We start from the raw sequence: 1750 nt of genomic DNA on the forward strand, positions 1-1750 counted from the left end.
GACCGTCATGCCGCAGACCGGATCGATCGCCGTCGTGCTGCCAGCCGTGGGCGGTTCGCTACTCACACCGTGCTTAGCGTGACAGCAGCTCTTGGCGGCGGCAGGGGTCGGTGTGATCGGTGACAACGTGGTCATGACAGGCTCCTTCAAGCGGTGTGGAAAGAGCGTAAACCCGGGACCAAGGTCCAGAGTCAAGCGGATTCCAGTCGGCTTGCATCGGCCGCGTTTCGCCTAGCGGTTCGCTTGGTCAGATGGTGCCCATCTGGACCGCGTTGGGCGCGAAGTTATCTAGGTCTTCTGGAGCGTCGTCCGACCTGCTATCGCAGATAGGAGCGCAGAACAGTCACGACCTCTTCAACGTCGGCGCTGCGCTGCGCCGCCGACACGTCCTCGGCACCCAAGTGTTCACGAATATGCCCTTCGAGAACCTGGGCCATCAGGCCGTTGGCAGCGCCCCGGATGGCGGCGATCTGCTGAAGGATCGCCACGCATTCCTCTCCCTGGTCGAGCGCCTTCTCCAGCGCAGCCGCTTGGCCCTGAATGCGTCGGACGCGGGTCAGCAGCTGCTTTTTGTCCTTGATCGTGTGGGGCATTACCTCGAATCTCGGCGTCTGTTTATACTAGGGGGGAGTATCAGGAATCCAAGCATCTCATGACTTCATCAACTGCCGGCACCGACAGCACGCATTCGCACGTCTTCAATGAAGGCAATCCGCTGGCAGAGAAGAATACCGCCCGCGCCGTGGCGCTCACAGCGGTGATGATGGTTGCCGAGATCGTCGGCGGCTGGACTTACAACTCGATGGCCTTGCTCGCCGATGGCTGGCACATGAGTTCGCATGCGCTGGCCTTGGGGCTGTCCGTGCTGGCCTATGTTTTTGCGAGGCGCTTTGCCAACGATCCGCGCTTTGCGTTCGGTACTTGGAAGATCGAAATCCTCGCCGGCTACACCAGCGCGCTCCTACTGCTGGGGATTGCCGCACTCATGCTGGTGCAATCGGCCGAACGGCTGATTGCACCCAGACCGATTCATTACCAGGAGGCGATCGTCATCGCCGTCGTGGGTCTGCTGGTCAATCTTGCTTGCGCCTGGCTGCTCCGCGACGGACATCAGCATGACGATCACCACGGGCACCACCCGGAGGCGCATGGGCATTCCCACGGCGGTGACCATCAGGACCTCAACCTGCGCTCGGCCTATCTGCACGTAGTCGCGGATGCGGCCACGTCGGTACTGGCGATCCTGGCGCTCGTCGGCGGCATGATCTGGGGCGCAAGCTGGCTCGATCCGGTGATGGGTATCGTCGGCGCGGCGCTGGTCGCGGTGTGGGCGCGCGGGCTGCTCCGTGACAGTGGTCGCGTGTTGCTGGATGCCGAGATGAAAGCGCCGGTGGTGGACGAGATCCGCGAGGTAATCGCGGCGAGTCCGATTCCTGCCCGTATCGACGATCTTCACGTCTGGCGCGTTGGCAAGAACAAGTACGCCTGCATCCTGGGTCTTTCTACAACGGCGACTGCCGAACCCGACTACTTCCGGCGCCAGTTATCGATCCATGAGGAATTGGTGCATATCACTGTCGAGCTGAATTCCGACCAAGTACAAAGGCCTGTCGTGGCGATGTGAAAGCTGGGGCGGCAGATCATCCTCACGGACATCTCGCCGACGATTGGCGACGAATCTTTCAGGGTGCGACCGCCTGACGTGGTGACGACGACCAATGAACGTGAACGATCCGCCAGCCACCGTCGC

The 1750-nt window shown here is 61.7% G+C and carries 2 protein-coding genes; one reads left to right on the top strand and one right to left on the bottom strand.

Annotation, left to right across the window (positions count from 1 at the left end):
• Nucleotides 1-317: 317 nt before the first annotated feature.
• Complete coding sequence (locus QZY06_RS17315; RefSeq protein ID WP_295686373.1) at nucleotides 318-593, bottom strand: metal/formaldehyde-sensitive transcriptional repressor; 276 nt, start codon at nucleotides 591-593, stop codon at nucleotides 318-320.
• Between the two features lie 59 nt (nucleotides 594-652).
• On the opposite strand from QZY06_RS17315, the gene dmeF reads away from it, so the two are divergent.
• Nucleotides 653-1624 carry a CDF family Co(II)/Ni(II) efflux transporter DmeF gene (gene dmeF, locus QZY06_RS17320; protein ID WP_295686375.1) on the top strand — a complete coding sequence of 324 codons (972 nt, stop codon included), beginning with the start codon at nucleotides 653-655 and terminating at the stop codon, nucleotides 1622-1624.
• The last annotated feature ends 126 nt before the right edge of the window (nucleotides 1625-1750 follow it).

The organism is uncultured Nevskia sp. (genome assembly GCF_903885465.1).
Lineage (GTDB): Bacteria > Pseudomonadota > Gammaproteobacteria > Nevskiales > Nevskiaceae > Nevskia.